The organism is Pseudomonas asplenii (genome assembly GCF_001293465.1).
GTDB lineage: Bacteria > Pseudomonadota > Gammaproteobacteria > Pseudomonadales > Pseudomonadaceae > Aquipseudomonas > Aquipseudomonas fuscovaginae_B.
Genome location: NZ_JSYZ01000025.1, coordinates 105,542 through 131,033 on the forward strand (window position 1 = coordinate 105,542; position 25,492 = coordinate 131,033).

Sequence of the window (25,492 nt, forward strand, 5' to 3'; positions counted from 1 at the left end):
TTCGATCGGCGCTTGCGTTGCACAGGCGCCGGAACAGGCACGGGATCAGTGCGAAGGAATGCCTTCGATGTCCTTGACGATGAAGTTCGGCAAGACGTCGACATAGAACTCCTCGACGTCGGAATTGCCCTTGTTGCTGATCGCGCCCCACATGGTCTTGTAGTTGCGCAGGTTGCCCTGCACGCCGGCTGGCATCAGGCGGTCCCGTGCCTGGGCGAAGCTGAGCACCTCGGCGCCAGACCTGGACACCTTGACCTTGTAGCTGAAATCGACACTGGCCAGGATCGTGTTGTCATCGACGATCATCGACACCAGGCCGCCCTTGGAGTCGCTGATGTGGCGCGTGTACACCGTACTCACGTGCAGCAGGTAGTCGGCGCTTTCGCGGTTTTTGGCATAGCGGCCAATGGTGCTCAGCTTGTCGGACAGTTGATTGCGCAGGCGCTGGCGCAGGATGTCCTGGGACAGAAACCGAGGATTCTCCCCCACCAGTGCCAGATCGAAGGAGTCGATCCAATAGGTGGCGGTTTCCGGGATATGCACCGGTGTGGGCGACACGTAGTAGTCGGATTTTGAAGCACAACCGGCCAGCAGCGCGATGGCCAGGATCAGGGCAGGTACCTTCATGGCCTGGCTCCCTGGGCGTTGCTCAACAGAACATCCATGTAGCTTGTCGGTTCGGCAAACAGTGTCTTCTCGCCAGACAGGCGATCGCTGCCACCGACGCGCCCGATACGCGGCTCATAGCCGCCCCACTGCTCAAGCGTTCCCGGTGACTGGGCACAACCGGCCAATAGCACACCCGCCAGCATGGCGACAGCCAATCGCAACGAACCGAACACATGACCCATCAAACCTGACTCTCCCTGTTATCCACCATGAGTTGTGATTGCCAGCGTTCTCCACTTCGAGCGCGAACAGGTCCTTGACCTGCCAACGATTGGCAAGTTCATGGACCTGGCCTGGCGTGAGCGCCATGAAACGATCGCCCGGGCGACCTGCATCGCCCGGAACGTGAAGAGATGACCCGAAGGGGTGAACACAGGGCGGCTATGCCGCGAGGAAGCTCGTCCGGAGGAGAAATCCGTCTGGACGGTCCCTTGATACAACCGCTTGATACAACTGATATCAATTTAATGGCCGGCATCATAGAGTGCCGGATTTTGGGCGTCAAGAATCAGCCCTCGCTGTTTTCGCCGATGAAGTCCAGGCGGTCACCCAGCCACTGGCGAACGATCTCCCTTGCCGCCTGCCGGGCCTCGCTGGCCGACAGGCCGCGCTCGCGCTGCAGCCAGGCGCTGGTTGACTGGCGGGCCGGTTCAATGACCGCCAGGGCCTGTTGCCGCTGTTTCGTCGGCCAGGACTTGTCGTCGCTCCAGTCACGGATGACCTGCTCGGGATCCGTACCCTGCTGGTCCGCGGCCTTGAGAAAATCCCGCGGGGAAACGGTTGCCCGCAGCGCCATCAGGCTCCAGCCGGCGTAGCTGGCAAAACGGATGGTGCCGCTGTTCTCGCTGGCCGCCGCCAGCACCGGCTCGAAGCTGCTATCGAGCTGTTTCCACGGCCCCTGCCCGAACAGATTGCCCTGGGGCTCGCAGATCGGCGCCCCACTGTCGCGGGTGGAACCATACAACGGGCCAAAGCTGGCGTAGGCATCCTCGCCCTGGCGCGAGAAAATGAAACAGTGCACGTAGGCACGCTGACTGTAGGGCTCATACTCCGATCGCTCGATCAGCATGCGCAGCAGCGTCAGGTCGACCCGCTCACGGCTGACCGAGGCATCCTTCTCGGTATCGGTGAAGACCGACAGCGAGAAACTGTCGTCCGACAACGCCTTGATCGCCACTCGCCGACTTTCCTCGGCCTCCTTTTGCGTGACCCCGCTGGTCGGTTCGAAACGCTGCAGGTAGACCAGCCAGGCGGCGGCCAGGCCATTGCCCGGATACCCTCTCAACCCCTCGGCGGCCTCGGCCGGGTGATAGGGAATGCTGGCGATGAGCGCGTCCAGCGCCGCGGTATCGGGCTGGACCCGCTTGCCCACCTCCACCACCCGCTGGCTCAGCAGAGGTTGCAGACAGGCGGCCAGCTTGTCCGGGGCAGCCGCGCAGGCATTGCGGGCCTGCAGCCAGGTCCGCTGGTCATTGCGCAAGGCCTCACCCGCCTCGGGTGCCAGCGTGGCCATGGCCTTGCTGTAGTAGGCGCCCAGGGCGCCATCCAGCCCGCTCAGTTCGGGGCTGGCACAAATGGCCTTTTCCACCGCCGTGGAGGCCTTCTGGCAATCGAAAGACGCGGCGACCGCGGGCGTACCGGCCCCCAACAGCAGCCCGGAGAGCAACAACATCGAACGGAGGGAGTGTACGTAGCGGTCCATGATGCCCCTTGAGTGAGTGCCTGCCAAAGAGCCGATTGTGCCAAGAGCGCCGATTGCCCGTCTATCGACCGGCAAGCCGCCGGTCCTGCCGGAAAAAAGGCCACACACTGACGCACCACGATGTTACTTGCGGTAAAGGCCGTGCGCTTTTCTGATGCAAATCGCCACCTTGCGCCGGTCTGATCGGCCATGAACCCAGCATATGGCACGACTATTGATATACGTATCCATAACAATTGTTGAACAATCATCAGTGGAGCGTTTCCCATGTCCCGAGTAAAAGCCTTCACCCTCGCCCTGACCTTCTGTGCCGCCAGCGCCGCACAGGCCGCCGACGGCACCCTGCAAGCCGACCGCCTGAGCATCGGCTCGAACCTCACCTACCCGCCCTACACCTACCTGGCCCAGGGCAAGCCGGCGGGCTTCGACCCCGAGTTCATGACCCTGCTCGGCCAGCACCTCAAGCTGACCCCGCAGTTCCAGGACACCCGCTTCGCCAACCTGGTGATGGGCGTCAATGCCCGCCGCTTCGACGTAGTCGCCTCGGCGCTGTACGTCACCCCCGAGCGCGCCGCCCAGGTCGACTTCGTGCCCTACCTCAAGAGCGGCGCCTCGCTGATGGTCCGCGCCGATGACAGCTTCCGCCCGCAGCGCCCGGAAGACCTGTGCGGCAAGCGCATCGGCTCGATCAAGGGCGGCTCGTGGATTCCCAAGCTGATGGCACTTTCCAAGAGCCACTGCGAGGCCAACGGCCAGGCGCCGATCGACTCGCGTGAATTCCCCACCTCGCCGGAAGCGGCCCAGGCGCTGCTGGCCAAGGCCGTCGACGTGCAGTTCGAGGACGCCGCGGTGGCCGCGATCACCGCCGACAAGCTCAAGGGCCGGGTGGTTATCAGTTCAAAGGAACTGATCTACCCGGTGGTGATCGGCCTGGCCGTGCGCAAGGGTAACGATGCGCTGCTCGGCGAGTTGCGCCAGGGGCTGACGGCGATGAAGAGCAGCGGTGAGTACCAGACCCTCCTCACCCGCTACAACCTCGGCGAACCGAGCCCGAGCGAAGTGGCCCTGGCCCTGGGCCAGAATCCCCAGGCGGCACAGTAAGCGGGAGCGTCGAGCATGCAATTCGATTGGCACTACGCCGCAGGCCTGCTGGTCAACGGCGATTTCTGGAAGGCAGTCGGCACCGTGGTGGAGCTGAGTGTCGAGACCTGGCTGCTGGGCATCGTGCTCGGCTTCGTGCTGGCCCTGGCCCGGCAGTCGGGCAACCGCGCCCTCAACCGCGGCGCGGCGCTGTACATCTGGTTCTTCCGCAGCCTGCCGCTGCTGGTGCTGCTGATCTTCGTCTACAACCTGCCGCAGGTGTTTCCAAGCACCAGCGCGCTGTTGTCCAACCCCTACGCCGCGGGCCTGATCGCGCTGGTGTTGAGCGAGGCGGCGTACATCGCCGAGATCCATCGGGGCGGCCTGCTGGCCGTCGCCAAGGGCCAGCTCGAAGCCGGCAAGGCGCTGGGTATCCGCTACACCGGCGTACAACGCCTGATCGTCATCCCGCAGGCGCTGCGGGTAGCCCTGCCGACCCTGGCCAACGAGTACATCACCATCGTCAAGCTGACCTCGCTGGTCTCGGTGATCTCGTTGTCGGAGATCCTGCTGGTGGGCCAGCAGTTGTACACGCAGAACTTCCTGGTCATGGAGACCATGCTCGCGGTGGCCTTCTACTATGTACTGATCGTCACGGTGTTCAGCTACCTGCTGCGGCGCCTGGAACAGCACCTGGACGTGACGCGCCGCCAGCCCAGGGTGATTGCCGACACGACGGAACGGGTCCCCGTCCGCCAGGAGAGCGCCCCGCGGCGCGGCGAGTTCGCCCTGCGGGTGACCGGCGCGCGCAAGCACTATGGCCAGTTGGAGGTGCTCAAGGGCATCGACCTGAACATCCGTTTCGGCGAGGTGGTGTCGATCATCGGCCCATCGGGTTCGGGCAAGACCACCCTGATCCGTACCCTCAACGGCCTGGAGGGACTGGACCGCGGCCAGGTCGAGTTGTGTGGCGCGCCGTTCCTGCGTGGCAGCCACGAGGATGGCGGCAGCCTGGGTAGCCGCCTGCACATGGACGGCATCGTCCAGGTCGGCATGGTGTTCCAGGGCTTCAACCTGTTCCCGCACAAGACGGTGCTGGAAAACGTCGTACTCGCGCCACGCCACCACGGTCACGCCAGCGATGCCGAACTGCGGGCGCTGGGCCTGTCGCTGCTGGCCAAGGTCGGCCTGCGCGAGCACGCCGGCAAGTACCCGCACCAGCTCTCCGGCGGCCAGCAACAGCGCGTGGCGATCGCCCGCGCACTGGCGATGCGGCCCCAGGTGATGCTGTTCGACGAACCGACCTCGGCGCTGGACCCGGAGCTGGTCGGCGACGTGCTGAAGGTGATCGAGGACCTGGCCCGCGAAGGCATGACCATGGTCATCGTCACCCATGAAATGAAGTTCGCCTTCCAGGTTTCCGACCGCGTGGTGTTCATGGAGAGCGGACAGATCGTCCAGGCCGGCGCACCACGCGAACTGCTGGACAACCGCAGCGAACGGATGAGCCGCTTCCTCAAGGATGTGCAACTGGCATGAAAACCAAGACCCCGGAAAAAACCGGCACCGTCCTGTCCCTGGCCGACCAGGTGGCCTGCGAGGTGCGCGAAGACATCATCGGCGGCCGGCTGCTGCCGGGCATGGCGCTGGTCGAGGCCGAGCTGACCGTGCGCTACAACGCCTCGCGCAACACCGTGCGCGAAGCGTTGCACCAGCTCGGGCATGAGGGCCTGGCCACCTATGTGCGCAACAAGGGGGTGATGGTCCGGCGCCTCGGCGTGCCACAAGTACGTGACCTGTTCCTGGTGCGCCGCACCCTGGAGGTCCAGGCGATCCTGGGCAGCAAGCCGCTGCGCGAATACGAGTCCGACCGCATGCTCGACGCCATCGAAGCCGCCGAACTGGCCCGCGAACGCGAGGACTGGCAGGCCTTCGGCACCCATAGCCTGCGCTTTCACCAGCACATCATCGGGCTGTTGCGTAGCCCGTTGCTCGACGCCTTCTTCACCAACATCGCCGCGCAGATGCGCCTAGTGTTCGCCGTGGCGCCCGATGAAGAGAACTTCCAGCGTCCCTGGCTGGAACGCGACCGGCAGATCCACGACCTGCTCGCCGACGGCCGTCGTCATGACGCCGCCGAAGCCATGACCCGTTATCTGGACGATTCCGAGCACGCCCTGCTCGATCTGTTCAACCACCCACCCCGTTCCTGAAACCGGAGACCTACCCATGTACAAGGATTACCCCGCCGCCTATCAGGTCAGCAAGGGCTCGGCCCTGCAGGTCGACAAGCCGTTCTACGATCGCATCCGCGAGCGTCGGGACGCCCGTACCCTGATCGAGTCCTTCGAGGTGCCGATCCGCACCGGCCGCGCCTGGAAGGTGCCGGCCGGCCACGTGTTCCGTGTGACCGCACCGGTCGGCCCGCAGGTCGGCGACTTCAACATCTGGAACGCCAACGACCCGCGCGAACGCCTGTGGGCGGCCCGTACCCGCCAGTTGCAGGGTGCTCACGTGAGCACCTACGACCGCCTCTGGTCGAACCTGCCGTTCCTGCGGCCGCTGGTGACCATCACCGACGACAGCCTGGCCGACTACGGCATCGATGAGCACGGCGGGCGCCTGCACGACCTGCTCGGCACCCGTTGCGACCCCTACGTCAACAAGATGCTCACCGGTGAGGACTTCCACCACCACTGCCACTCCAACCTGACCCGCGCGGTCCTGCCCCACGGCCTGACCGAGTTCGACGTGCACGACGTGCTGAACATCTTCCAGTGCACCGGCCTGAACCATGACGACATGTACTTCATGAAGGCCTGCCCGGCGAAGAAAGGCGACTACCTGGAATTCTTCGCCGAGATCGACGTGCTCTGCGCCCTGTCGACCTGCCCGGGCGGCGACCTGTCGCTGCCGATGTGGGGCCCGGACGCCCAGGACCCGCTGTCCGTGTGCCGGCCGCTGGGCGTGGAGGTCTACCAGCTCGAAGACAGCCTGCTCGAAGGCTGGAAGTCGCCGGAACGCGCCAGCTACAACGGCTTGCATGGACTGGCGATCGGCAAGGCCGATTGGGAGTAAACAACTGCGGGAGCCTGCCATCGCGGCAGGCTCCCCAGCCAACGGTAAAACAACTTCAAATCCAATCCGGCAGTACTTCAGCTGCCATTCAGCTTATATGTATCGAAACAGCCTATTTTTAATTGACTTGATACGCCTCGCTGAGTAAATTTCCCCTGCCTGCGAAACAGGCCCTTTTTCAACTTAAAAAAGAACCCAATGGACACAGTATCCAGACGCAGTCCGATCACCGCGAAGGTGGTTCATCGGGCGCTTAACCCAAATAATGACGGGACTCGACGCACAGTCGGGTGAGCTGCGCCAGGGCCTCGTGCTCCACGTAACTCGCCTCTGCCGGCGCCAGTCCGGTCGCGAGGTGTGTGATGACTTTCAAATCTTCCGTAATGCCAGGCGTTCGCGCCTTTGCTTCCAGCATGCGCGTCAAGATGTCCCGCGAGCCCACTGTGGCCCTGCGGCCCAGCGTCCTGTTCGCAATTCCCTCCTCCGCTCCCCAGGTATCGCCACGTGCGACCATCGGCTGGCGCATCTGCCCGAGCACCGGTCGGCTGCAGCAGCGCTGGAGCTTCGATGACAGCCAGGACCCGCAGAGTAGCGCGCTCGCACACTCACTGCGCGCCGGTAAAACCCTGGAAGGCGCCGTCGAGGTTCGCGCCGCCTAACTATCCGGCGCAAGCGAAGACAACTTCCAAACACGCACTTTCGCAACTTTGAAGTGCACGGGATTTCTTTGCCCGTTAATTAATGAATATCGAGAAAGTCATTATGGACGAAGCCAGTAGTCGGTTCGCTGCCTGTCGTTTTTCCGTGGGCGGGCAGCGAACGTTAAATATTCCCCAACACCCATATTCGAATCGATCGCACTCTCGCGACTCGGCAGGTATTCGCTCGCCCCGCATTCGGTGAGCCGCACATGCCTGGTCGCAAAGACGTGACAGGGGCATTCCCATGAGCAACGTAAAAACTCCGCCACGGCACCACCAGCACAACGGCAAGGACAACACCCGGCTGTCGATGCGCGCCGCCCGCGAATCGCAACAGGACCTGGCCACCACCCTGGGCAACGTCCGCGCCAGCCGCGACGGCCTCACCGAGCTGGACGCCGAAGGCCGCCTGCAGCGCGAAGGCTTCAACGAGGTCGCCCACGACAAGCCGCCCCGCGCACTGGTACAGTTTCTCCATGCGCTGAACAACCCGTTCATCTACGTCCTGCTGATCCTCGCCGGCATCAGCTTCTTCACCGACTTCTGGCTGGCCGAGCGCGCCGGCGAGGACGGCGACCTGACCAAGGTCATCATTATCATGACCATGGTCACCCTCAGCAGCAGCCTGCGCTTCTGGCAGGAGTACCGCTCGGGCAAATCCGCCGAAGCCCTCAAGGCCATGGTCCGCACCACCGCCACCGTACTGCGTCGCGAGCAGATGGGCAGCCAGCCCACCCTGCGCGAAATTCCGATGCGTGAACTGGTGGCCGGCGATATCGTGCACCTGTCGGCCGGCGACATGATTCCGGCGGATATCCGCCTGATCGAGTCCCGCGACCTGTTCATCAGCCAGGCCGTGCTGACCGGCGAAGCGCTGCCGGTGGAAAAGTACGACACCCTCGGCGACGTTGCGCAGAAATCCGCAGCGGGTGCCGCCGCCGACCAGAACAACCTGCTCGACCTGCAGAACATCTGCTTCATGGGTACCAACGTAGTCAGCGGCACCGCCAAGGCCGTGGTGGTCGCCACCGGGCCGCGGACCTACTTCGGCTCACTGGCCAAGGCCATCGTCGGCTCGCGGGTGCAGACCGCCTTCGACCGCGGGGTGAACAGTGTCAGCTGGCTGCTGATCCGCTTCATGCTGGTGATGGTGCCGGTGGTGTTCCTGCTCAACGGCTTTTCCAAGGGCGACTGGGGCGATGCCCTGCTCTTTGCTCTGGCTGTGGCTGTTGGCCTGACCCCGGAAATGCTGCCGATGATCGTCAGCGCCAACCTGGCCAAGGGCGCCGTCGCCATGGCCCGGCGCAAGGTGGTGGTCAAGCGTCTCAACGCGATCCAGAACTTCGGTTCGATGGACGTGCTGTGCACCGACAAGACCGGCACCCTGACCCAGGACCGGATCATCCTCGAGCACCATGTCGACAGCCACGGCCGGCGCAACGATGCGGTGCTGGGCCTGGCCTGGCTGAACAGCCACCATCAGAGCGGCATGAAGAACCTGATGGACCAGGCGGTGCTGCGCTTCTCCGAGCAGGACCCGAAGTTCCAGGTGCCGTTCGCCTACAGCAAGGTCGATGAGCTGCCGTTCGATTTCGTCCGCCGGCGCCTGTCGATCATCGTCAGGGACAACCACGGTGACCACCTGCTGGTGTGCAAGGGCGCGGTCGAGGAAATGCTCGCCATCTCCAGCCAGGTGATGGAGGGTGACACCGTGGTGGCTCTCGACGAGCAGCGCCGCCAGGAACTGCTGGCCCTGGCCAACGACTACAACAAGGACGGCTTCCGCGTGCTGCTGGTGGCCACCCGGAATATCGCCAAAGGCCAGGCCAAGGCCCAGTACAAGACCGCCGACGAGCGCGAACTGGTGATTCGCGGCTTCCTGACCTTCCTCGACCCACCGAAGGAGACCGCCGGCCCGGCGATTGCCGCCCTGCGCGAGATCGGCGTGGCGGTCAAGGTGCTGACCGGCGACAACGCGGTGGTCACCTGCAAGATCTGCCGCGAGGTCGGCCTGGAGCCGGGCCTGCCCCTGCTCGGCCAGGACATCGAGCACATGGACGAGGCCACCCTCAAGCTGCGGGTCGAGGAGCGCACGGTCTTCGCCAAGCTGACCCCGCTGCAGAAGTCGCGGGTGCTCAAGGCCCTGCAATCGAACGGGCACACCGTGGGCTTCCTCGGTGACGGCATCAACGACGCCCCGGCGCTGCGCGATGCCGACGTCGGTATCTCGGTGGACAGTGGCACGGACATCGCCAAGGAATCGGCCGACATCATCCTCCTGGAAAAGAGCCTGATGGTGCTCGAGGAAGGCGTGCTCAAGGGGCGGGAAACCTTCGGCAACATCATGAAGTACCTGAACATGACCGCCAGTTCCAACTTCGGCAACGTGTTCTCGGTGCTGGTGGCCAGTGCGTTCATTCCGTTCCTGCCGATGCTGTCGATTCACCTGCTGCTGCAGAACCTGATCTACGACATCTCCCAACTGGCCCTGCCATGGGACCGGATGGACAAGGAGTTCCTGAGCAAGCCACGCAAGTGGGATGCGAAGAACATCGGCCGCTTCATGCTGTGGATCGGGCCGACCTCGTCGATCTTCGACATCACCACCTTTGCGCTGATGTGGTACGTGTTCGCCGCCAATAGCGTGGAGGTGCAGGCGCTGTTCCAGTCCGGCTGGTTCGTCGAGGGGCTGCTGTCGCAGACGCTGGTGGTGCACATGCTGCGGACCCAGAAGATCCCGTTCTTCCAGAGCACCGCGGCACTGCCGATCATCGTCATGACCTGCATCGCCGTCGCGATCGGTATCTACCTGCCGTTCTCGCCACTGGGCACGCTGGTGGGCCTGGTGCCGTTGCCGATGAGCTACTTCCCGTGGCTGGTGGGCACCCTGCTGACCTACTGCGTGCTGGCCCAGACCATGAAGACCCTGTACATCCGCCGCTTCAAGCAGTGGTTCTGACGAGCACCCGAGTACGACACCGTCCCCTGTGGGAGCGCCGCCCGGCCGCCTCCCATCAGGAGGGTCGCGGTGTTCGTGCCCGGATCGAACCCACCGGATAAACCCGGGAGACGGCCATGAACCCATTGAAAAAATGCTTCGCCCTCCTCGACCACGGCGTCCGGGCACTGGCGGTACGGTGCCTGAGCAAGGCCGCCCAGGTCGTCCGCCGTGTCACCGTCAGGCTGTATGTCCGCAGGCACCTGACCGGTGTCGAGATGCGTTACCTGCTGGGGTTGTCCAGCACCATCAGTCGTGCCTCGGTGAGGCTACTGCGCCCACCCAGGAAGTAACACACCAGCACAGGGAGAACCCTCATGTCTGGAACCACTCTGTTGATCAAACTCGCCGGCACCATCGCCCTGTTGCTGTGGGGTACCCACATGGTCTCCACCGCCCTGCTGCGCGGCTTCGGCACCCAACTGCGCAACGGCCTGGGCCGCAACCTGGATAAGCGCTGGAAAGCCCTGCTGTCGGGCATCGGCCTGACCGCCATCCTGCAGAGCAGCACGGCGGTCAGCCTGATGGCGACCTCGTTCACCGCCGCCGGCACCCTGAGCCTCGCGCCGGCGCTGGCGGTGATGCTCGGCGCCAACATCGGCTCGACCCTGGTCGTGCAACTGCTCAGTTTCAATACCTCGCTGGCGATCCCCATCGTCCTGCTGCTCGGTTTCGTGGTGTTCCGCCTGCGCGATGACTCGCGCTACGAGAGCATCGGCTGCGCACTGATCGGCCTGGGGCTGATGCTGCTCGCGCTGAACCTGCTGGGCGGCGTGCTCGGCCAGATGGAAAGCACCCCGGTCTTTCAGGCGGTGATGCAAGGCCTGCAGGGCGACATCCTGATCGCACTGCTGGTCGCCGCCCTGCTGACCTGCATCTGCCACTCCAGCGTGGCGGTGATCCTGCTGATCGCCTCGCTGGCCAGCACCGGCGCAATGACGCCGATCACGACCCTGGCTTTGGTGCTGGGGGTAAACATCGGCGGTGCCTTGCCACCCGTGCTCAATGCCAGCACTGCGGTCGCCCGGCGCCTGCCGCTGGGCAACCTCGCCGTGCGGCTGTTCGGAGCGCTGCTGATCCTGCCCTGGGTGTCGTGGCTGGGCCCACTGCTGGAACACTCGGGCATCGCCCCGGACCGTCAGGCGGTGTACCTGCACAGCGCCTTCAACCTGCTGCTGGGGCTGGGCTTTCTCGGCCTGGTGGAACCCATGGCCAACCTGCTGACGCGCTGGCTGCCGGCCCCCGAACCGGCAGCCGACCCAGGCATGCCGCAGTACCTCGACGAAGCCGGGCTGGAAGTGGCCAATGTCGGCCTGTCCAACGCCGTGCGCGAAGCGCTGCGCCTGGCCGACATGCTGTCGGTGATGTTCAGCCAGATGCTCGGGCTGTTCGAGAGCCCGACCCAGGCAACCCCCGAGCAGATCCGCCAACTGGACCAGTCACTGGACCTGCTCAGCGCCGCCATCCGCGCCTACCTCGCGGACATCGGCCAGGATGGTCTCTATGACGAGGACGCCGACCGCGCCCAGGAAATCCTCATGTTCGTGATCAACCTGGAGCATGCCGGCGACATCCTCTCCAGCAACCTGGCGCAGTTGGCCGCACGGCGCCGCAGGCGCGGCGAGGGCTTCTCGAAGTTCGAGCTGGGGCACATCCATCGCCTTCACGATGAGCTGCTGGAAAGCCTGAGCCTGGCCATCACCGTCTTCCTGCGCGAGGACATTGCCAGCGCCCACCACCTGGTCGCCCGCAAGGCCTCGATCCGTCGCCTGGAGGCCAATGCCAGTCGCGAGCACTTTCGCAAGCTCAGTGCCGACAAGAGCGCCTGGGCCGAATCCGGGGACATCTTCCAGCGGGTGCTGCGCGACTACCGCCGGGTGCATCACCACATCGCCGCCCTGGCCTACCCGGTGCTGGAGCGCGCCGGCGAACACATCCCGGGCCTGGGCGAGCCGCTGGAGGCGTCCGGTCCGACACGGGGCCGCAACGACAAGGATGACTACCCATGCGCGTCCTGATCTGCGCCGGCCGCTACTACATGAATGCCGCCCTGTGTCGCAAGGTGCTCGAGGCCTACCACGCCCGGCAGGGCATCGAGGTGCTGGTGCACGGCGGCAACCAGCATCTGGGCAGCACCCTGGAGGACTGGGCCCGGGAAACCGGCGCCCACATCGTGCGCTACCCCTCCAACTGGCAGCGCTACGGCAAGCAGGCCGAGCGGCGCCGCAACCGGTTCATGTTGCAGGACAGCGAACCGGACCTGGTGATCGCCTTCCCCGGCGGCAGCGACACCGAAGAACTGGTGGCCCAGGCCAGGGCCAACGGCATTGACACCCATTCGATCGACGATTGAGCGAGACACCCATGCACAAGCACCCTCGAACACAAGGTGCGGCGTACGCGGGTTGCGACGTACGCAGGCTTGTGGTGTACGCAGGCAGGCGAGTAACGCGCCTGCCACAGGGCATCAAGAGAGGAAGTCAGCACAGTCATGTCGAATCCCGAAAGGAAAATGGACGCGTCCCTGCGTGGCGGTATTACTGTCCGGGTACTTCATTGAGCAACAGGACCTGCTTGTCCTGAACCAGGTCGGCAGCGGCGGCCCCCATGATCCCGTAGTGCTGGGTTACACGATGGCGCTCGATCGCATCCATGTCGCTCCAGGTCTCGATGAAAACGAAGCGCCCGGGATTTTCCCGGTCGACATGCAGGGTGTATTCATGGCAACAGGCTTCTTGACGCGAGGGCACCACAGCGGCCTTCAGCACGGCCTCCAGCTCGGCAGCCTTGCCCGGTTTGGCTTGAAGAATGGCAACGACACGAATTGCATGGTTCATGGTTTTTCACCTGAATGGGAACTGGGTGCAAAAAGGCACCAGGGCCGACGATGATGATCTCTCGTCGCTCGACCATCAAGGCCGCAAGGCTCTGAACCGCGACGGACAAGGAGGTTCCCGGCGATCTGCGAACAGGGCCATTGCCTACACGACAGGCAGGCAACAGCCGGATCAGGACACGCCATCAGGGCTTGAGCGGCGTTTCCCGGTCGCGCTCGGGCATCTCCTTGCCATCCTCGGGATGCTTCCAGGTTTGCGGCGGTGGCTCATCGTCCACCTCATCCTCGACGACTTCGTCCTCCTCGGGCGCCGGCACCTCACGCCAGGGCATCGCGCCCAGGGGATGCCGCGAAAACGGAAGGGTCACACCGGCAGGCTGAGTATCCATACGCACCTCGCATCGACCGCCCGGACCGTCCGGGCATGGAATTCTCAGTGTAGCAAGCGCGGTACCGACCGTTGCCCACCCGCTCGGCCAGAGGAGGTGGCGTGTTAGCATGGGCTTTTGCCCGGAGGGGATACGCCATGTTTGAGGGTCAGCGCTTCGCGGCGTTTCTGTTCGATATGGACGGGACGCTGCTCAACTCCATCGCCGCCGCCGAGCGCGTCTGGAGCCACTGGGCGCAACGGCATGGCCTGGATGTACCGGCCTTTCTGCAGACCATCCATGGCGTGCGCTGCATCGATACCATCCGCCGGCAGAACCTGCCGGGTATCGACGCCGAGCGCGAGGCTGCGGCCATTTCCCAGGCCGAGATCGACGATGTCGAAGGCGTGGTGGCCATCGAGGGCGCGCGGGAGTTTCTCGCCACCCTGCCCGCCCACCGCTGGGCGGTGGTGACCTCGGCCCCGCGCGCCCTGGCGCAAAGCCGCATGGCCGCCGCCGGCATTGCCCTGCCGGCGCTGGTGATCACCGCCGAAGACGTCAGCCGTGGCAAGCCGGCACCGGACGGCTACCTGCTGGCCGCCCGGCGACTGGGTGTCGAGCCGTCACAGTGTCTGATTTTCGAGGATGCGCCCGCCGGTATTGGCGCGGCGGAAGCGGCGGGTATGGCGGTGACGGTGATCACCGCCACCCACAGCCACCCCCTGGAGACAGCGCACCCGACGCTGGCGGACTACAGCCGGGTGACGGTCGACAGCAACGACCAGGGCCTGGCGCTGGTTCAGGCCTGACCCTCGGTTGCCTTACGAAGCGTATTGCACGCCCAGCGACGCCAGGGCCTTCCAGTAGTCCGGGTAGGTCTTGGCCACGCAATCCGGGTCCTGGATGCGGATACCGGAAACCTTCAGCCCGGCCAGGGCAAAGCACATGGCGATGCGATGGTCGGAGTGGGTGTCGATCAGCGCGTTGCAGCTCGTACCGGCCAGCGCCGGATCGGCCGCCACCAGCAGATCATCGCCCTCCACCGCGGCCAGCCCGGCCCGGATCTCGTTCAGGCCATCGTGCAGCGCCTGGACCCGGTCGCACTCCTTGACCCGCAGGTTCGCCAGCTCGACGAAACGCACCGGCGTGCGGTTGAACGCCGCCAGCACCGCCAGGGTCGGGATCGCGTCCTGCATCTGCGAACCGTTGATCACCGCCGGCATGTTGGGGAACTGCTGGATCACCTCCAGGGCCTTGGCGTCCGGCTGGGTGAAATCTTCACCGGCCACGCCGAGGTCGATACGCCCTGCCGTCAAGGCCTCTGCCGCCCACAGGTAGGTGGCGGCGGAAGCGTCCGGCTCGACCTGGTAGTCGCAGGCGCTGTAGCCGGTGGCCGCGACCCGCCAGGTGCTCTCGTCGACCGCCTCGACCTGGGCGCCGAAGGCACGCATGCAGGCCAGCGTCAGGTCGACGTAGCCGCGGGCACCGATGTCCTTGCCGGTCAGCGCCACTTCTACCGGTTCCTCACCGCAGGCCGCCAGCATCAGCAGCGCCGACACGTATTGGCTCGACAGGCCGCCGTCGATCTCGAAACGCCGCGCCTGCACGCGGCCCTGGCCGCGCACGGTCACCGGCGGGCAACCGGTGGGGCTTTCGACATCCAGGCCGGCTCGACGCAGCGCATCGAGCAACGGGCCGATCGGACGTTTCTGCATGTAGTGGTCACCATCGAGCACCACCGTGCCGTTGACGGTGCTCACAGCCGCGGTCAGAAAGCGCACCGCGGTGCCGGCATTGCCGAGGAACAACGGTTGTTCCGGCACCTGCAACTGGCCGCTGCCGGTGACCACGAACGTGGTGTCGTCGGGTTCGCTGATGGTCACGCCCATCTGCCGCAGGGCATTGGACATGTGGCGGGTATCATCGCTTTTCAGCGCGCCGGACAGGCGGCTGGTGCCCTTGGCCAGGGCGGCGAGCAACAGGGCCCGGTTGGTGATCGACTTCGAACCGGGTGGCGTCACCTTGCCGTTCAGGGACGCGTTCGGCGGGATCACGGTGAGGGTTTGCTGCACAGCCATTGATCAACTCTCCAGGCTCGAAAGGTACGCGCACAGGCTCGTGCGCCTCGACAGTCCGCCATGATGCCATTAATGGGCCCGGCGGATCATCCGTTTCTGTCGGGCAGGCCATGCATGACAGGCGCGACTGTCTGGCCTGCGGGTCTTGCGCTTGACCGACAACCCCGGACAATAGAGTCGACTCTTTTTTCCGATAATGAACGTGCCATGACCGCCGACCGCCGACAACACCTTCCATCCCTGCCCTGCCTGCTCCTGCTGGCCTGCAGCTTTTCGATGATCGCCGGTTGCTCCGGGCACCAGACGCCGGTCAATGGTTACCCCTGCTACGCCAAGGCGGTGCCGAGCACCGGTGTCGGCGGACTGGCCTGGGGGCCGAACGTGAAGACCGCCAGCGCGAAATCCCTGGACAACTGCCGGCGCTACGCCGCCGAATCGGGTGGAACGCCAGGCTCCTGCAGGGTGACGGCGGCCAGCTGCCGCTGACGATCCGCGCCGCAGGGCGTGGCGGACGCTTGCCGACGATCACGGGAGCATCGCCGGCAAGCCGACGGGTCAGGCCTGACGGGTACCGGGCGCCATGGTCCTGCCGCGGCGCGCCGCTGTGCATGGACTACTCCAGCCAGCGCCAGTCGCAGCCGGGGTTGCGCCAATTGATGGAAATGATTCGCCAGCAGAACCTGCCCGGCCGGCAGTTCTGACCTTTCAGCCGGGCGTATCGATACCCGGCCCTTCCCGCCGCCAGCGTTCAGAACCGGCTCCTCAGCCGCTCGTTCCGACCTCCGGTCATTCTTGGGCAGCACAAACTCGTTGAAGGGGCTTGCGCAGTCAATATTATGGTATACCATCATACCAACAGACTGACACACAACCGAGGAGCCCCCATGAGTTTCGAAATTCGCAAGATCGTCAGCTACATCGAGGAAACCTTCATCGAAGGCGGCAAGGCCACCGACAAGCCGGTGACCATGATCGGCCTGGCGGTAGTGATCAAGAACCCCTGGCTGGGCCGTGGTTTCGTCGAAGACCTGAAGCCTGAAATCCGTGCCAACTGCTCCGACCTCGGCGCCCTGATGGTCGAGCGCCTGGTCAAGGCCATTGGCGGTGCCGAGAAGATCGAAGCCTATGGCAAGGCCGCCGTGGTCGGCGCCGATGGCGAGATCGAACACGCTTCGGCGGTGATCCACACCCTGCGCTTCGGCAACCACTACCGCGAAGCGGTCAAGGCCAAGAGCTACCTGAGCTTCACCAACAAGCGCGGCGGCCCGGGCACTTCGATCCAGATCCCGATGATGCACAAGGACGACGAAGGCCTGCGTTCGCACTACATCACCCTGGAAATGCAGATCGAAGACGCGCCACGTGCCGACGAAATCGTCGTGGTCCTCGGTTGCGCCGACGGCGGCCGCCTGCACCCACGCATCGGCAACCGCTACATCGACCTGGAAGAGCTGGCCGCCGAGAAAGCCCAGTAATCAGATAAGAAAGGCAGGAGCGCTCCATGATTCGGCACACCGCTGAACGCACCCCGGCCGGCACCAGTTACCTGGCGACCGGCGAAGGCCAACCCGTCGTCCTGATCCACGGGGTCGGGCTGAACAAGGAAATGTGGGGCGGCCAGATCGTCGGTCTCGCGCCGCACTACCGGGTCATTGCCTACGACATGCTCGGGCACGGCGCCAGCCCGCGCCCGGACCCCGACTGCGGGCTGCTCGGGTATGCCGATCAGTTGCGCGAACTGCTCGACCACCTGCAATTGCCCACCGCCTGCGTCATCGGTTTCTCCATGGGCGGGCTGGTCGCCAGGGCCTTTGCCCTGAACTATCCGCAACGGCTGCAGAGCCTGGTGGTGCTCAACAGCGTATTCAACCGCAGTGCCGAACAGCGCGAAGGTGTCATCGCCCGCACCAGCCAGGCCGCGGAGCACGGTCCGGATGCCAATGCCGAGGCGGCCCTGTCGCGCTGGTTCAGCCGCGAATACCAGGCCGCCAACCCGGCGCAGATCGCCGCGATCCGCCAGGTGCTGGCCAGCAATGACCCGCAGGGCTACCTGACCACCTACAAGCTGTTCGCCACCCAGGACATGTACCGCGCCGACGACCTGCACACCATCCAGGTGCCGACGCTGGTCGCCACCGGCGAACTGGACCCCGGTTCGACGCCGCTGATGGCCCGGCAACTGGCCGAGCGGATTCCCGGCGCGCAGGTTGCCGTACTCGCCGAGCAACGGCATATGATGCCGGTGGAATCACCACGCCTGGTCAACCAGGTACTCCTGGACTTCCTTGCAACCACCTACGTCCAACAAACCATAAAGGGGATCGTTGCATGACACTCGCACGCTTTCAGATGTGCATCGGCGGCGAATGGGTCGATGCCCTGTCCGGCAAGACCTTCGACAGCCTCAACCCGGCCCTGGCCGAAGCCTGGGCACAACTGCCCGATGCCGACGAAGCCGATGTCGAGCGCGCCGTCCAGGCCGCCCAGGCGGCCTTCGACCACCCGGCCTGGCGCGGCCTGAGCGCCACCGCCCGGGGCAAGCTACTGCGCCGCCTGGGCGACCTGATCGCCGAGAACAGGGAGCAACTGGCGCAACTGGAAAGCCGCGACAACGGCAAGCTGATCCGCGAGACCCGCGGCCAGGTCGGCTACCTGCCGGAGTTCTTCCACTACACCGCCGGCCTGGCCGACAAGCTCGAAGGCGGCACCCTGCCGCTGGACAAGCCGGACCTGTTCGCCTACACCGTGCACGAGCCGATCGGCGTGGTCGCGGCGATCATTCCGTGGAACAGCCCGCTGTACCTCACCGCGATCAAGCTGGCGCCGGCCCTGGCGGCCGGCAACACCATCGTGATCAAGCCGTCCGAACATGCCTCGGCGACCATTCTCGAACTGGCCCGGCTGGCCCTGGAAGCCGGCATCCCGCCCGGCGTGGTCAACGTGGTCACCGGCTACGGCCCGAGCACCGGCGCCGCCCTCACCCGCCACCCGCTGGTGCGCAAGATCGCCTTCACCGGCGGTGCGGCCACCGCGCGCCACGTGGTGCGCAGCAGTGCCGAGAACTTCGCCAAGCTGTCCCTGGAACTGGGTGGCAAGTCACCGAACATCATCTTCGCCGACGCCGACCTCGACAGCGCGATCAATGGCGCGGTCGCCGGGATCTATGCCGCCTCCGGCCAGAGCTGCGTGTCCGGCTCGCGCCTGCTGGTGCAGGACGAGATCTACGACGAGTTCGTCGAGCGCCTGATCGCCCGCGCCCGGCGCATCCGCATCGGCAACCCGCAGGATGAAACCAGCGAGATGGGCCCGATGGCCACCGCCCAGCAACTGGCCGTGGTCGAAGGCCTGGTCGCCGACGCCCTGGCCGAAGGCGCGCGCCTGCGTACCGGCGGCAAGCGCGCGGACATCGGCGGCGGCTGGTTCTATGAACCGACCCTGTTCGAGTGCGACCGCAATTCGATGAAGATCATGCAGGAAGAAGTCTTCGGCCCGGTCGCCTCGGTGATCCGTTTCAAGGACGAAGCCGAAGCCCTGGCCATCGCCAACGACTCGCAGTTCGGCCTCGCCGCCGGTATCTGGACCCGCGACCTGGGCCGTGCCCATCGCCTGGCCCGGGACGTGCGCTCGGGGATCATCTGGGTCAACACCTACCGCGCCGTCTCGGCCATGGCGCCGATCGGCGGCTTCAAGAACAGTGGCTACGGCCGTGAGAGCGGTATCGATTCGGTGCTGGCCTACACCGAGTTGAAAACGGTGTGGATCAACCTCTCGCAGGCACCGATGCCCGACCCCTTCGTGATGCGCTAGGAGACAGCTGAAATGATCGAACCCGGTATCTACAAAGAAGTCATGGGCTCCTTCCCCTCCGGCGTCACGGTGGTCACCGCCCTCGACGCCGACGGCGGTATCGTCGGCATCACCGCCAGCGCCTTCAGCGCACTGTCGATCGACCCGGCGCTGGTGCTGTTCTGCCCCAACTATGCTTCAGACACCTATCCGATCCTGCGCGACAGCAAGCAGTTCGCGATTCACCTGCTGTCCGCCGACCAGACCGCCGAAGCCTATGCGTTCGCCGGCAAGGGCAAGGACAAGGCCAGGGGTATCGACTGGAGCCTCAGCGAGCTGGGCAACCCGCTGCTGGCCAAGGCCACGGCGATCATCGAGTGCGAGCTGTGGCGCGAGTACGACGGCGGCGATCACGCGATCATCGTCGGCGCGGTGAAAAACCTGATCCTGCCACAGGACCCGGTCACCCCGATGATCTACCACAAGGGCAAGCTGGGCGCGCTGCCGGCCCTGGCCTGATCACCGTTTCGGCCGTGCGCCGGCCTCTCGCGCACGGCCCTTTTTCGAGGACGCGACATGAGCAACGAGAAATACCGGCAGGGTCTGCAGATCCGCACCCAGGTACTGGGCGAAGCCTATGTGCAGAAATCCATCCAGAATGCCGACGACTTCAGCCGTCCACTACAGGAACTGGTCACCGAATACTGCTGGGGCCACGTCTGGGGCCGTGAGGGTTTGTCGCTCAAGGAGCGCAGCATGATAAACTTGGCGATGATTTCGGCCCTCAACCGCCCCCACGAACTCAAGCTGCACGTACGGGGCGCCTTGCGTAACGGCCTCAGTCGTGAACAAATACGCGAAATCCTGCTTCAAGTCGGTATTTATTGCGGTGTCCCCGCGGCCGTGGACAGTTTCCGGCTGGCCCGCGAAGCCTTTGCCGAGGCCGACGCCGAAGCAGGTTCCTCCAGTTAACCGATGGCTGTCCGGCACGGCGTAGCAGGCCCGATACCCTGTTCCCGTGCCCAGGACGACCCGACTCAGAGCGCAACCGATGAAACGCCTGCCACTCGACGACAACTTCAAGGTCAATCGCAACCCCGTCACCCTGCGCGAAATCGTGCTGGACAAGTTGCGAAGCGCCATCATGAACTTCCAGCTGCTGCCGGGAGACCGTCTGGTCGAGCGCGATCTGTGCGATCGCCTGGGCGTCAGCCGCACCTCCGTGCGTGAGGCCCTGCGCCACCTGGAGTCCGAGGGGCTGGTGGCGTTCGCCGATGCCAAGGGCCCGAGCGTGGCCATCATCACCCTGGCCGATGCCCGGGACATCTACGAGCTGCGTTGCGCACTGGAAAGCCTGATCGTCCAGCTGTTCACCCTGCGGGCCAAGGCCAAGGACATCAAGGCCCTGGAAAAAGCCCTGGAGGAAAACCGCAAGGCCCTCAAGGACGGCGAACTGCAGCAGGTGCTCGACTCGGTCCAGGGTTTCTACGACGTGCTACTCGAAGGCTCGGGCAACCACGCCGCCGCCACCCAGTTGCGCCAGTTGCAGGCGCGCATCAGCTACCTGCGGGCTACCTCGGTCTCCCAGGCAAACCGCCGCGGCGCCAGCAACCTGGAAATGGAGCGCATCGTCGAGGCGATCAAGAGCGGCGATCCGCTGGCCGCGCACCAGGCTTCGGTGGACCACGTCCGGGCCGCGGCCAAGGTGGCGATGGAGTACCTGCAACGCAAACAGGACGAGGCCGGGCCGATTCCGGACATCGTCGCCCCTATCGCCGTGAAAGAACCCCGCATAGGTCGCTGAAATGTCAGCCCCGCGCTTCTGTCCGCAATGCGGTGCCGGTGACCTCGCTCACCAGGTGCCACCGGGCGATACCCATGAGCGCCTGATGTGCCGGGGCTGCGGCTACATCCACTACGTCAACCCGAAGATCATCGCCGGCTGCATCATCGAGCGCGACGGTCGCTACCTGCTGTGCCAGCGGGCGATTCCACCACGCCCCGGCACCTGGACCCTGCCGGCCGGGTTCATGGAAAGCGGCGAAACCACCGAGCAGGCCGCCCTGCGCGAGGTCTGGGAAGAAAGCGGCGTGCGCGCGGAAATCATCTCGCCGTACTCGATCTTCAGCGTGCCGAAGATCAGCGAGGTGTACATCATCTTCCGCGCCATCGCCCTGGAGATCACCGACCAGTATGGGCCGGAGACCCTGGACCGCCGTTTCTTCGCGCCCGAGGAAATTCCCTGGGACTGCATCTACTACCCGGCGATCCGGCAGATTCTCGAGCGCTATATCGAGGAGCGACAGGCCGGGGTCTATGGCCTGTATGTTGGTAACGACGATACCGGCAAGGTGCACTTCATCCGCTGAGGCCTTGCGGGGGCCTTGGAGTCCCTGTTCCGATCCTTCCCACGGTCCCCGAGGGAACGCCTCCCAGTCCGCCCTGGTGACGCAGAGCGTCATCGCTGCATTCCCGAACGATCATCACGGCCATTCCCCCGTGTAGTGTCACGTCAGGGCGCCATGCCCTCGACGATGACGATTTCCGCCTCGGCCACGCCCGCGCGGTGCCCCTTGGCCTCCTGATACAAGTCCGAGTGGTAGCAGGCCAGCGCCTGCTCGTAGGAGTCGAACTCGATCACCACGCTGCGCTGCGGCGTCTCCCGCCCTTCCACCGCCTGCGAGCGCCCGCCCCGGGCCAGGAAACGCCCGCCATAGCGGGCAAAGGCCGCCGGCGCGCGGCTGGTGTACTCGGTGTATTGCTCAGGGTCGGTGACATTCACGTGCGCGATCCAGTAAGCCTTCATTGTCGACCTCATTGTTTGTTTATTTTGTATTATGGTATACCACAAATCCTGCCACGCACGCCGAGAATCCAACATGGCCTTTAACAGCATCGAAGAAATAATCGAAGACTACCGCCAGGGCAAGATGGTTCTGCTGGTGGACGATGAAGACCGCGAGAACGAAGGCGACCTGCTGCTCGCCGCCGACCGTTGCGACGCACAGGCCATCAGCTTCATGGCCCGCGAGGCGCGGGGGCTGATCTGCCTGACCCTGACCGACGAGCATTGCCAGCGCCTGGGCCTGGAGCAGATGGTGCCGAGCAACGGCAGCGTTTTCAGCACCGCCTTCACCGTCTCCATCGAAGCCGCCACCGGGGTCACCACCGGCATCTCCGCCGCCGACCGCGCCCGCACCGTGGCCGCCGCCGTAGCGGCCAACGCCTGTGCCGACGACCTGGTGCAGCCCGGCCATATCTTCCCCCTGCGCGCCCGCGAAGGCGGCGTGCTGACCCGCGCCGGACACACCGAAGCCGGTTGCGACCTGGCACGCCTGGCCGGCTTTACCCCCGCCTCGGTGATCGTCGAGGTGATGAACGACGACGGCACCATGGCCCGCCGTCCGGACCTGGAAGTCTTCGCCCGCCAGCACGGGATCAAAATCGGCACCATCGCCGACCTGATCCACTATCGTCTCAGCACCGAGCACACCGTGGTGCGTATCGGCGAGCGCGAGTTGCCGACCGTGCACGGCACCTTCCGCCTGGTGAGCTACGAAGACCGCATCGAGGGTGGCGTGCATATGGCCATGGTCATGGGCGATATCCGCCGTGACGAGCCGACGCTGGTGCGCGTGCATGTCATCGACCCGCTGCGCGACCTGGTCGGTGCCGAGTACCACGGGCCGAGCAACTGGACCCTGTGGGCCGCCCTGCAGCGGGTTGCCGCCGAGGGTCGCGGCGTGGTCGTGGTGCTGGCCAACCATGAATCGTCCCAGGCCCTGCTCGAACGGATTCCGCAACTGACCCAGCCACCCCGCCAGTACAGCCGCTCGCAATCGCGAATCTACTCCGAGGTCGGCACCGGGGCACAGATCCTGCAGGACCTCGGCATCGGCAAGCTGCGCCATCTGGGCCCGCCCCTCAAATACGCCGGCTTGACCGGTTACGACCTCGAAGTGGTCGAGAGCATCCCTTTCACCCAGTAAAGACGGGAGAAAAAACCTCCTGGCCGGATAACCGGTAAGGCAAAATGCTTGCAGAAAGTTTGGAATACCATAATATGACATTCCATAGACCTGACAAACTTTCACAGGAACCCGACCGACAACGAGACAGGCGACTAGCCTTGCCAAGACCGCCTGCAAAGGCACTGAAAAACCAGCTGCTCCCGATAGGCGGGCATCGATAGCCCGCTCAAGAACACAACAATGAGGGCGTGAAAATGGTGTTGAAAAAAGGTACGACCGCTGTATTGCTGGCCGGCTTGCTGAGCATGGGCAGCCAGGCCGCGATGGCCGCCGAAAGCGTCAACTTCGTCAGTTGGGGTGGCAGCACCCAGGATGCACAGAAGCAGGCATGGGCCGACCCCTTCAGCAAGGCCAGCGGCATCACCGTGGTCCAGGACGGCCCGACCGACTACGGCAAGCTCAAGGCCATGGTCGAAAGCGGCAACGTGCAATGGGACGTGGTCGACGTCGAAGCCGACTTCGCCCTGCGTGCCGCCAGCGAAGGCCTGCTCGAACCCCTCGATTTCAGCGTGATCCAGCGCGACAAGATCGACCCGCGCTTCGTTTCCGATCACGGCGTCGGTTCGTTCTTCTTCTCCTTCGTGCTCGGCTACAACGAAGGCAAGCTCGCCGGCAGCAAGCCCCAGGACTGGACCGCGCTGTTCGACACCAAGACCTACCCCGGCAAACGCGCCCTCTACAAATGGCCAAGCCCTGGCGTACTCGAACTGGCCCTGCTGGCTGACGGCGTACCGGCCGACAAGCTCTACCCGCTGGACCTGGACCGTGCCTTCAAGAAACTCGACACCATCAAGAAAGACATCGTCTGGTGGGGCGGCGGCGCCCAGTCCCAGCAATTGCTGGCCTCCGGCGAAGCCAGCCTCGGCCAGTTCTGGAACGGTCGCGTCTACGCCCTGCAGCAGGACGGCGCCCCCGTGGGCGTGAGCTGGAAGCAGAACCTGGTCATGGCCGACATCCTGGTGGTCCCGAAGGGGTCGAAGAACAAGGCCGCCGCCATGAAGTTCCTGGCCAACGCCAGCAGCGCCAAGGGTCAGGCCGACTTCTCCAACCTGACCGCCTACGCGCCGGTCAACGTCGACAGCGTGTCGCGCCTGGATTCGGTGCTGGCCCCGAACCTGCCGACCGCCTACGCCAAGGACCAGATCACCCTTGACTTCGCCTACTGGGCCAAGAACGGTCCGGCTATCGCGACACGGTGGAACGAATGGCTGGTCAAATGAAAATGGCCGCCACCGCGTCCCATTCCTCCCAACCGACCGGAGGCGCCACCGGCGTCGCCGGCTCGGCCTCAGGCAAGGCGGCTGTGATGAACAACACCCCCTCCCTGGCCCGCCGCTGGAAAGGCGCCGGCAACCTGGCACCGGCCCTGCTGTTCCTGGGCGTGTTTTTCCTGGCACCGCTGATCGGCCTGCTGCTGCGCGGCGTGCTGGAACCCACGCCGGGGCTGGACAACTACCAGCAACTGTTCGCCAACTCGGCTTACGCACGGGTCCTGCTCAACACCTTCTCGGTGGCCGGCCTGGTGACCCTGTTCAGCCTGCTGCTGGGCTTCCCGCTGGCCTGGGCGATCACCCTGGTACCACGCGGCTGGGGCCGCTGGATACTCAACATCGTGCTGCTGTCGATGTGGACCAGCCTGCTGGCGCGGACCTACTCCTGGCTGGTGCTGCTGCAGGCGTCCGGGGTGATCAACAAGCTGCTGATGGGCCTGGGCATCATCGACCAGCCACTGGAAATGGTGCACAACCTGACCGGCGTGGTGATCGGCATGAGCTACATCATGATTCCGTTCATCGTCCTGCCCCTGCAGGCCACCATGCAGGCCATCGACCCGATGATCCTGCAGGCCGGCTCCATCTGCGGCGCCAGCCCCTGGACCAATTTCTTCCGGGTATTCCTGCCCCTGTGCCGTCCGGGCCTGTTCTCCGGCGCACTGATGGTGTTCGTGATGTCCCTCGGTTACTACGTGACGCCAGCCCTGCTGGGCGGCGCGCAGAACATGATGCTGCCGGAGTTCATCATTCAACAGGTGCAATCGTTCCTCAACTGGGGCCTGGCCAGCGCCGGCGCCGCCCTGCTGATCCTGATCACCCTGGTGCTGTTCTACTTCTACCTGAAGCTCCAGCCGGAATCCCCGGTCGGCGCGAGCAACGCGAGGTAAGCCG

General features: G+C 64.8%; 28 protein-coding genes and 1 pseudogene. 22 read left to right on the forward strand and 7 right to left on the reverse strand.

The features are described 5' to 3' along the window. Nucleotides 1–45 precede the first annotated feature (45 nt). From PF66_RS27190 to PF66_RS27200, 3 genes are all read right to left on the reverse strand, one after another. Nucleotides 46–627, reverse strand: a complete 582-nt coding sequence (locus PF66_RS27190; protein ID WP_054064372.1) for a hypothetical protein — start codon at nt 625–627, stop codon at nt 46–48. Continuing rightward, complete coding sequence (locus PF66_RS27195; protein WP_054064373.1) at nt 624–851, reverse strand: hypothetical protein; 228 nt, start codon at nt 849–851, stop codon at nt 624–626. Before PF66_RS27195 ends, PF66_RS27190 begins: the two co-directional genes overlap by 4 nt. A 326-nt stretch (nt 852–1,177) precedes the next feature. After that, complete coding sequence (locus PF66_RS27200) at nt 1,178–2,371, reverse strand: lysozyme inhibitor LprI family protein (RefSeq protein ID WP_054064374.1); 1,194 nt, start codon at nt 2,369–2,371, stop codon at nt 1,178–1,180. A gap of 267 nt (nt 2,372–2,638) precedes the next feature. Between PF66_RS27200 and PF66_RS27205 the strand changes: the two genes are divergently transcribed. From PF66_RS27205 to PF66_RS27245, 9 genes are all read left to right on the forward strand, one after another. Then, a complete protein-coding gene (locus PF66_RS27205) occupies nt 2,639–3,472 on the forward strand; it encodes an ABC transporter substrate-binding protein (RefSeq protein WP_054064375.1) in 834 nt (277 codons plus the stop codon). A 15-nt stretch (nt 3,473–3,487) separates the two neighbouring features. Beyond that, complete coding sequence (locus tag PF66_RS33705; RefSeq protein ID WP_054064376.1) at nt 3,488–4,990, forward strand: amino acid ABC transporter permease/ATP-binding protein; 1,503 nt, start codon at nt 3,488–3,490, stop codon at nt 4,988–4,990. Continuing rightward, a complete protein-coding gene (locus PF66_RS27215; RefSeq protein ID WP_054064377.1) occupies nt 4,987–5,664 on the forward strand; it encodes a GntR family transcriptional regulator in 678 nt (225 codons plus the stop codon). Before PF66_RS33705 ends, PF66_RS27215 begins: the two co-directional genes overlap by 4 nt. A gap of 16 nt (nt 5,665–5,680) precedes the next feature. After that, nucleotides 5,681–6,529 (forward strand): urea carboxylase-associated family protein, encoded by an 849-nt coding sequence (locus PF66_RS27220; RefSeq protein ID WP_054060759.1) that lies wholly within the window; start codon nt 5,681–5,683, stop codon nt 6,527–6,529. 362 nt (nt 6,530–6,891) lie between these two features. Further along, nucleotides 6,892–7,188 carry a hypothetical protein gene (locus PF66_RS27225; protein WP_054064378.1) on the forward strand — a complete coding sequence of 99 codons (297 nt, stop codon included), beginning with the start codon at nt 6,892–6,894 and terminating at the stop codon, nt 7,186–7,188. 286 nt (nt 7,189–7,474) lie between these two features. Further along, nucleotides 7,475–10,189, forward strand: coding sequence for a magnesium-translocating P-type ATPase (gene mgtA, locus PF66_RS27230; RefSeq protein ID WP_054060761.1), 2,715 nt, complete (start codon nt 7,475–7,477; stop codon nt 10,187–10,189). Between the two features lie 116 nt (nt 10,190–10,305). Next, nucleotides 10,306–10,521 carry a hypothetical protein gene (locus PF66_RS27235; protein ID WP_054060762.1) on the forward strand — a complete coding sequence of 72 codons (216 nt, stop codon included), beginning with the start codon at nt 10,306–10,308 and terminating at the stop codon, nt 10,519–10,521. Between the two features lie 24 nt (nt 10,522–10,545). Beyond that, nucleotides 10,546–12,246, forward strand: a complete 1,701-nt coding sequence (locus tag PF66_RS27240; RefSeq protein ID WP_054064379.1) for a Na/Pi cotransporter family protein — start codon at nt 10,546–10,548, stop codon at nt 12,244–12,246. Continuing rightward, nucleotides 12,234–12,581: a DUF2493 domain-containing protein gene (locus PF66_RS27245; RefSeq protein ID WP_054060764.1), complete on the forward strand. Its 348-nt coding sequence runs from the start codon at nt 12,234–12,236 to the stop codon at nt 12,579–12,581. Before PF66_RS27240 ends, PF66_RS27245 begins: the two co-directional genes overlap by 13 nt. A 184-nt stretch (nt 12,582–12,765) precedes the next feature. On the opposite strand, the gene PF66_RS27250 is transcribed toward PF66_RS27245, so the two are convergent. Both PF66_RS27250 and PF66_RS27255 read right to left on the reverse strand, forming a co-directional pair. After that, nucleotides 12,766–13,065: a putative quinol monooxygenase gene (locus tag PF66_RS27250; RefSeq protein ID WP_054064380.1), complete on the reverse strand. Its 300-nt coding sequence runs from the start codon at nt 13,063–13,065 to the stop codon at nt 12,766–12,768. 184 nt (nt 13,066–13,249) lie between these two features. Continuing rightward, nucleotides 13,250–13,453 carry a hypothetical protein gene (locus tag PF66_RS27255; RefSeq protein WP_054060766.1) on the reverse strand — a complete coding sequence of 68 codons (204 nt, stop codon included), beginning with the start codon at nt 13,451–13,453 and terminating at the stop codon, nt 13,250–13,252. Nucleotides 13,454–13,590: 137 nt separating this feature from the next. Between PF66_RS27255 and PF66_RS27260 the strand changes: the two genes are divergently transcribed. Continuing rightward, nucleotides 13,591–14,241 carry an HAD-IA family hydrolase gene (locus PF66_RS27260; RefSeq protein ID WP_054064381.1) on the forward strand — a complete coding sequence of 217 codons (651 nt, stop codon included), beginning with the start codon at nt 13,591–13,593 and terminating at the stop codon, nt 14,239–14,241. A 12-nt stretch (nt 14,242–14,253) separates the two neighbouring features. On the opposite strand, the gene PF66_RS27265 is transcribed toward PF66_RS27260, so the two are convergent. Further along, on the reverse strand, nt 14,254–15,510 hold the full coding sequence (locus tag PF66_RS27265) for a 3-phosphoshikimate 1-carboxyvinyltransferase (RefSeq protein WP_054064382.1): 1,257 nt from the start codon (nt 15,508–15,510) through the stop codon (nt 14,254–14,256). Between the two features lie 207 nt (nt 15,511–15,717). Here PF66_RS27265 and PF66_RS27270 point away from each other — a divergent pair, with 207 nt between their 5' ends. The 9 genes and pseudogenes from PF66_RS27270 to PF66_RS27305 all read left to right on the forward strand — a co-directional run bounded on the left by PF66_RS27270 (nt 15,718) and on the right by PF66_RS27305 (nt 21,665). After that, nucleotides 15,718–15,996 carry a hypothetical protein gene (locus tag PF66_RS27270; protein WP_054064383.1) on the forward strand — a complete coding sequence of 93 codons (279 nt, stop codon included), beginning with the start codon at nt 15,718–15,720 and terminating at the stop codon, nt 15,994–15,996. Nucleotides 15,997–16,091: 95 nt separating this feature from the next. After that, nucleotides 16,092–16,211: pseudogene (locus PF66_RS33545) on the forward strand (hypothetical protein); the annotation flags it as partial. Nucleotides 16,212–16,394: 183 nt separating this feature from the next. Beyond that, nucleotides 16,395–16,985 (forward strand): amino acid synthesis family protein, encoded by a 591-nt coding sequence (locus PF66_RS27275; protein WP_054061345.1) that lies wholly within the window; start codon nt 16,395–16,397, stop codon nt 16,983–16,985. A gap of 26 nt (nt 16,986–17,011) precedes the next feature. Next, on the forward strand, nt 17,012–17,842 hold the full coding sequence (locus PF66_RS27280; RefSeq protein WP_054061344.1) for an alpha/beta fold hydrolase: 831 nt from the start codon (nt 17,012–17,014) through the stop codon (nt 17,840–17,842). Next, entirely contained in the window at nt 17,839–19,317 is a 1,479-nt protein-coding gene (locus PF66_RS27285; RefSeq protein WP_054064384.1) for an aldehyde dehydrogenase, read from the forward strand. Before PF66_RS27280 ends, PF66_RS27285 begins: the two co-directional genes overlap by 4 nt. A 12-nt stretch (nt 19,318–19,329) precedes the next feature. After that, the gene (locus PF66_RS27290; protein WP_054059577.1) at nt 19,330–19,815 is read left to right on the forward strand and encodes a flavin reductase family protein; all 486 of its coding nucleotides are present in this window, start codon (nt 19,330–19,332) and stop codon (nt 19,813–19,815) included. A 57-nt stretch (nt 19,816–19,872) separates the two neighbouring features. Further along, on the forward strand, nt 19,873–20,268 hold the full coding sequence (locus PF66_RS27295) for a carboxymuconolactone decarboxylase family protein (RefSeq protein ID WP_054059576.1): 396 nt from the start codon (nt 19,873–19,875) through the stop codon (nt 20,266–20,268). Between the two features lie 79 nt (nt 20,269–20,347). Beyond that, the gene (locus PF66_RS27300; RefSeq protein ID WP_054059575.1) at nt 20,348–21,100 is read left to right on the forward strand and encodes a GntR family transcriptional regulator; all 753 of its coding nucleotides are present in this window, start codon (nt 20,348–20,350) and stop codon (nt 21,098–21,100) included. 1 nt (nt 21,101) lies between these two features. Further along, nucleotides 21,102–21,665, forward strand: coding sequence for an NUDIX hydrolase (locus tag PF66_RS27305; protein ID WP_054064385.1), 564 nt, complete (start codon nt 21,102–21,104; stop codon nt 21,663–21,665). Nucleotides 21,666–21,808: 143 nt separating this feature from the next. Here the strand turns inward: PF66_RS27305 and PF66_RS27310 are convergent, their stop codons facing one another. After that, nucleotides 21,809–22,102 (reverse strand): DUF1330 domain-containing protein, encoded by a 294-nt coding sequence (locus tag PF66_RS27310; RefSeq protein WP_054059573.1) that lies wholly within the window; start codon nt 22,100–22,102, stop codon nt 21,809–21,811. A gap of 73 nt (nt 22,103–22,175) precedes the next feature. On the opposite strand from PF66_RS27310, the gene ribBA reads away from it, so the two are divergent. From ribBA to PF66_RS27325, 3 genes are all read left to right on the forward strand, one after another. Then, nucleotides 22,176–23,285 (forward strand): bifunctional 3,4-dihydroxy-2-butanone-4-phosphate synthase/GTP cyclohydrolase II, encoded by a 1,110-nt coding sequence (gene ribBA / locus PF66_RS27315; protein ID WP_054064386.1) that lies wholly within the window; start codon nt 22,176–22,178, stop codon nt 23,283–23,285. Nucleotides 23,286–23,521: 236 nt separating this feature from the next. Beyond that, nucleotides 23,522–24,547, forward strand: coding sequence for a polyamine ABC transporter substrate-binding protein (locus tag PF66_RS27320; protein WP_054059572.1), 1,026 nt, complete (start codon nt 23,522–23,524; stop codon nt 24,545–24,547). Then, nucleotides 24,544–25,488 carry an ABC transporter permease gene (locus PF66_RS27325; RefSeq protein ID WP_054059571.1) on the forward strand — a complete coding sequence of 315 codons (945 nt, stop codon included), beginning with the start codon at nt 24,544–24,546 and terminating at the stop codon, nt 25,486–25,488. Before PF66_RS27320 ends, PF66_RS27325 begins: the two co-directional genes overlap by 4 nt. Nucleotides 25,489–25,492 lie beyond the last annotated feature (4 nt).